A 5787-nucleotide genomic window follows, 5' to 3' on the forward strand; every position below is an offset into this window, starting at 1 on the left:
GGGGGGGGGCCAACAAGACCACCGCGGGTTGACGCGGTGTGTCGGACGGATTCAGGCAGCCGCAGGGCTGCGGTAGGCGTCAATGGACAGCGAGCGAGGTATCCGGCGGGCGAGCATGGCGGCAGTGCCACAGGGCCCAGAAGGCGAGGATGATGTGGACCAGCGGATTTTCACCGGCGCGGGCGCTGACCTTCGGCAGCGAAGGGCGTGACAGCGGGGGCGCGGTGATCGGGTCGGGAATCATGCCCTGGATACTCACATGATGGGTAAGGTTGATTAAAGTGGTGAGTGGTGATGTTTAGATCGGTTTTGGCTAAACATTGTGTTGATCCGCTCGGCTCTGTCGCGGCATAGACCCACTCCTGCACGGGCTGCTCTTGCGTAGGAGCGGGCTTGCCCGCGAAGGGGCCGGTACAGGCAGCAGAGAACCCACAAATCTGCGACAATCGCCCATCCCCACGAATGCCGATCATGCAAAAGCAGGCTCACCTGCATCATCAGAAAGCCCCATGACTGACCACGCCATCGACAAACTGCTGCAAAACCTCGACCACGCCATGATCGCCGACCGCCATCGCCTGCGGCGGCAACTGCACGAGCTGCGCAAGCGCCCCGATGAGGGCAAGCTGGCGCAGTGGGTGGAGAAGGTCCAGGCGTCCTGTGCCCAGGTCACCGCGCGCCAGCAGAGCGTGCCGAGCATCCGCTACGACGACAACCTGCCCATCGCCGCCAAGCGCGACGAGATCAAGAAGGCCCTGTCCGAGCATCAGGTGCTGGTGATCGCCGGCGAAACCGGCTCGGGCAAGACCACCCAGTTGCCGAAGATCTGCCTGGAACTGGGCCGCGGCAGTCATGGCCTGATCGCCCATACCCAGCCACGCCGGATCGCCGCGCGCAGTGTGGCGGCGCGGGTTGCCGAGGAGCTCGGCACACCGCTTGGGGCGCTCGTCGGTTACCAGGTGCGTTTCGAGGACCAGAGCGACTCGAACACCCTGGTCAAGCTGATGACCGACGGTATCCTGCTGGCCGAAACCCAGCACGACCGCTTCCTCGAGCGCTACGACACGATCATCGTCGACGAAGCCCACGAGCGCAGCCTGAACATCGACTTCCTGCTCGGCTACCTCAAGACCCTGCTACACCGGCGCCCTGACCTCAAGCTGATCATCACCTCGGCGACCATCGACCTGGAGCGCTTCTCCAAGCACTTCGATGGCGCGCCGATCATCGAGGTGTCCGGCCGCACCTACCCGGTTGACACCTGGTACCGCCCGCTGACCAGCGAGCAGGACGAGGAGGGTAACCAAGTCGAGGATGACCTCACCGTCGATCAGGCGATCCTCGCCACGCTGGATGAAATCGCCCAGCACGAGCGCAGCCAGGGCAAGGGCCCGGGCGATGTGCTGGTGTTCCTGCCCGGCGAGCGCGAGATTCGCGATGCCGCCGAAATCCTGCGCAAGGCACAACTGCGCCACACCGAAATCCTGCCGCTGTACGCGCGCCTGACCCCGGCCGAGCAGCAGAAGATCTTCCAGTCCCACAGTGGCCGGCGCGTGGTACTGGCGACCAACGTCGCCGAAACCTCGCTGACCGTGCCGGGCATCCGCTACGTGATCGACAGCGGCACCGCGCGCATCAGCCGCTACAGCTACCGCGCCAAGGTCCAGCGCCTGCCCATCGAGGCGGTGTCGCAGGCCAGCGCCAACCAGCGTAAAGGCCGTTGCGGGCGGGTCGAGCCGGGGATCTGCATCCGTCTCTACAGCGAGGATGATTTCAACGGCCGCCCGGCCTTCACCGACCCTGAGATCCTGCGCACCAACCTGGCGGCGGTGATCCTGCAGATGCTGCACCTGCGCCTGGGCGAGATCGACGCGTTTCCGTTCATCGAGCCGCCGGATGGCAAGGCCATCAGCGACGGCTTCAACCTGTTGCAGGAGCTCTCGGCGGTCAACCGCGAGAACCAGCTCACGCCGCTGGGCCGCCAGTTGGCGCGTCTGCCGATCGACCCGCGGCTGGGCCGCATGCTGCTCGAAGGTGCCCGCCAGGGCAGCCTGCAGGAAGTGCTGATCGTCGCCAGTGCGCTGTCGGTGCAGGACCCGCGCGAGCGACCGCCAGAGCGCCAGCAGGCCGCTGACCAGGCGCACGCGCAGTGGAAGGATGTCGATTCGGACTTCGCCGCGCTGGTCAACCTGTGGCGCGGGTTCGAGGAACAGCGCCAGGCGTTGACCGCCAACCCGCTGCGCAACTGGTGCCGCAAGCAGTTCCTCAACTACCTGCGCCTGCGCGAGTGGCGTGATGCGCACCGCCAGCTGTCGCTGATCTGCCGCGACCTGCAGTTGGCGGTGAACAAGGAAGCCTCCGACTACCAGCGGATGCACAAGGCGATCCTCAGCGGTCTGCTCAGCCAGATCGGCCACAAGACCGAAGAGGGTGATTACCAGGGCGCGCGTCAGCGGCGCTTCTGGGTGCACCCCTCGTCTGGCATCGGCCGCAAGCGCCCGCAGTGGGTGATGGCCGCCGAGCTGGTGGAAACCACCAAGCTGTATGCGCGCATGGTCGCCAAGATCGAGCCGGACTGGATCGAGCCGCTGGCCGGGCATCTGATCAAGAAGAACCATTTCGAGCCGCACTGGGAGAAGAAGCGCGGTCAGGTGGTCGCCTATGAGCAGATCACGCTTTATGGCTTGATATTGGTCGGTCGTCGCCCGGTGCACTTCGGTCCGATCGATCCGGTGACCTCGCGCGAGCTGTTCATCCGCGAGGGGCTGGTCGGTGGCGAGATCCAGTCCAGGGCCAAGTGCCTGTCGGCCAACAAGCGCCTGCTCGAGCAGCTCGACGAGCTGGAAGCCAAGGCCCGCCGTCGTGACATCCTGGCCGACGAAGAGACACTGTACGCGTTCTACGAGGCGCGCCTGCCCGAAGAGATCCACCAGACCGCGACCTTCGACAGCTGGTACCGGATGAACAGCCAGAAGGACGCCAACCTGCTGATCATGCGCGAAGAGGACGTGCTCGCCCGTGAGGCCAGCGAAGTCACCGCCGCGCAGTACCCGGACCACCTGCAGGTGGGCGACCTGCGCCTGCCGCTGAGCTATCACTTCGAACCCAATCACCCGCGTGACGGTGTCACCGTGCGGGTGCCTGCGCCCCTGCTGCCGAACCTGCCGGGCGAACGCCTGGAGTGGTTGGTGCCGGGGTTGCTGGAGGCCAAGTGCGTGGCCCTGGTGCGCAACCTGCCCAAGGCCTTGCGCAAGAACTTCGTGCCGGTGCCGGACTTCGTCAAGGCGGCATTGTCGCGCATGAGCTTCGGCCAAGGTGCCTTGCCGCAGGCCCTGGGCCAGGAGCTGTTGCGCATGACCGGGGCGCGGGTGTCCGACGAGGCGTGGGCCGAATCGGCCGGCCAGGTCGAAGGGCACCTGCGCATGAACATCGAGGTGGTCGACGGCCAGGGCAAGTTCCTCGGCGAAGGCCGCGACCTGGCTGAGCTGACCGCGCGTTTCGCCGCCGCCAGCCAGGCCGCCCTGGCGTTGCCACGCAGCGAGAAGACCGAACAGCCGGTGCAGGCCAAGGGCTTCGCCCAGGTGGCGCAGACTGCCCAGCAGAAGATTGCCGGCCTGTCGCTGACGGTCTACCCGGCACTGGTGGAAGACAACGGCGCGGTGCGCGAGGGGCGTTTCTCGACCCAGGCCGAAGCCGAATTCCAGCACCGCCGCGCGCTGCAGCGCCTGTTGCTGCAACAGCTGGCCGAGCCTGCCAAGTTCCTGCGCGGCAAGCTGCCGGGGCTGACAGAGCTGGGGCTGCTGTATCGCGATCTGGGCCGGGTCGAGTCGCTGGTCGAGGATATCCTGCTGGCCAGCCTCGACAGCTGTGTGCTCGAAGGCGAGACGCCACTGCCGCGCGACGGCGCCGCGCTGGCCTCGCTCGCCGAACGCAAGCGTGGCGACTGGGCCGAGCATGCCGAGCGGCTGGCACGCCAGACCCTGGAAGTGCTCAAGCTGTGGCATGGCCTGCAGAAGCGCTTCAAGGGTAAGATCGACCTGAGCCAGGCCGTGGCGCTGAACGATATCAAGCAGCAACTGGGCAACCTGGTCTGCCCAGGCTTCGTGCGCGAGACGCCGGCGCAGTGGTTCAAGGAACTGCCGCGCTACCTGAAGGCCATCGAGCTACGTTTGGAGAAGCTGGGCTCGCAGGTGCAGAAGGACCGGGTCTGGAGCGGCGAGCTGGGCAACCTGTGGACACAGTACAAGACCCGCGCCGACAAGCATGCCCAGGAGGGCAAGCGTGACGCCGAGCTGACCCTGTATCGCTGGTTGCTGGAGGAGTACCGGGTGTCGCTGTTCGCGCAGCAGTTGGGGACGAAAGTGGCGGTTTCCGATAAGCGATTAAGCAAGCAGTGGAGTTTGGTGGAAGCCTAAATTCCCTGAATTGTGGCAATATTGGTGCAATTTGGGCCGCGTTGCGGCCCATCGCATGACAACCGCGCTCTCACTTTGTGGGAGCGGGCTTGCCCCGCGATCGAGGGCGCAGCCCTCGCTGACGATCTCAAGTTGGCACTAAAGTGCCATTAATCACAGCCCATCCCGGCCAACGCCCGACAGGCGCAGGCCACAGACCAGAGGAACGACCGTGCATAACGTCGTGATCAGCGGCACCGGCCTGTATACCCCGGCCCAGAGCATCTCCAACGAAGAACTGGTGGAATCCTTCAACACCTGGTCGCAACAGTTCAACGCAGACAACGCCGCCGCCATCGAGCGTGGCGAGGTCGAGCCGGCGCCGCTCTCCGACGCGGCGTTCATCGAAAAGGCGTCGGGCATCAAGAGCCGCTTCGTCATGGACAAGGCCGGCATCCTCGACCCGCAGCGCATGAAGCCACGCCTGCCGGAGCGCTCCAACGACGAGTACTCCATTCTTTGCGAAATGGCCGTGGCCGCCGCCCGCCAGGCACTGGAGCGTGCCGGTCGTACCGCTGCCGACGTCGACGGGGTGATCGTCGCCTGTTCCAACCTGCAGCGCGCCTATCCTGCGATTGCCATCGAAGTGCAGCAGGCCTTGGGTATCCAGGGCTTCGGCTTCGACATGAACGTGGCCTGCTCCTCGGCCACCTTCGGCATCCAGAACGCCGCCAACAGCATCCAGCTCGGCCAGGCCCGGGCGATCCTGATGGTCAACCCGGAGATCTGCACCGGGCACCTGAACTTCCGTGACCGCGACAGCCACTTCATCTTTGGTGATGCCGCTACTGCCGTGTTGCTCGAGCGCGCCGACAAGGCCACCTCGAAGCATCAGTTCGACATCGTCAGCACCAAGCTGCTGACCTCGTTCTCCAACAACATCCGCAACAACTTCGGCTTCCTCAACCGTGCGGCGGAGGAGGGTGAAGGCACCCGCGACAAACTGTTCGTGCAGGAAGGGCGCAAGGTGTTCAAGGAAGTCTGCCCGATGGTCGCCGAGTTGATCGGCAAGCACCTGGCCGAGAACGACCTGCAGCCGTCCGACGTCAAGCGCTTCTGGCTGCACCAGGCCAACCTGAGCATGAACCACCTGATCGTCAAGAAACTGCTGGGGCGTGAGGTGAGCGAGCAGGAGGCACCGGTGATTCTCGACCGTTATGCCAATACCAGTTCGGCCGGCTCGGTGATTGCCTTCCACCTGTACCAGGATGACCTGGCCGAGGGTTCGCTGGCGGTGCTGAGTTCGTTCGGGGCGGGGTATTCGATTGGCAGTGTGATTCTGCGCAAGCGCTGATAACAGCGGCGGCCTTTTCGCGGGCAAGTCGCAGCGGCG

Annotated in this window: 3 protein-coding genes; 2 read left to right on the forward strand and 1 reads right to left on the reverse strand. The window is 65.1% G+C overall.

The genetic code is table 11. The features are described 5' to 3' along the window. Window positions 1-79: 79 nt before the first annotated feature. Window positions 80-244: a hypothetical protein gene (locus HU729_RS24675; protein WP_186711838.1), complete on the reverse strand. Its 165-nt coding sequence runs from the start codon at window positions 242-244 to the stop codon at window positions 80-82. Window positions 245-509: 265 nt separating this feature from the next. On the opposite strand from HU729_RS24675, the gene hrpA reads away from it, so the two are divergent. Then, a complete protein-coding gene (hrpA, locus tag HU729_RS24680) occupies window positions 510-4415 on the forward strand; it encodes an ATP-dependent RNA helicase HrpA (protein ID WP_186711839.1) in 3906 nt (1301 codons plus the stop codon). Window positions 4416-4626: 211 nt separating this feature from the next. Further along, on the forward strand, window positions 4627-5748 hold the full coding sequence (locus HU729_RS24685; protein WP_186711840.1) for a beta-ketoacyl-ACP synthase III: 1122 nt from the start codon (window positions 4627-4629) through the stop codon (window positions 5746-5748). Window positions 5749-5787: the final 39 nt, after the last annotated feature.

Origin of the sequence: Pseudomonas sp. RW10S2 (assembly GCF_014268985.1) — a bacterium.
Lineage (GTDB): Bacteria > Pseudomonadota > Gammaproteobacteria > Pseudomonadales > Pseudomonadaceae > Aquipseudomonas > Aquipseudomonas wayambapalatensis.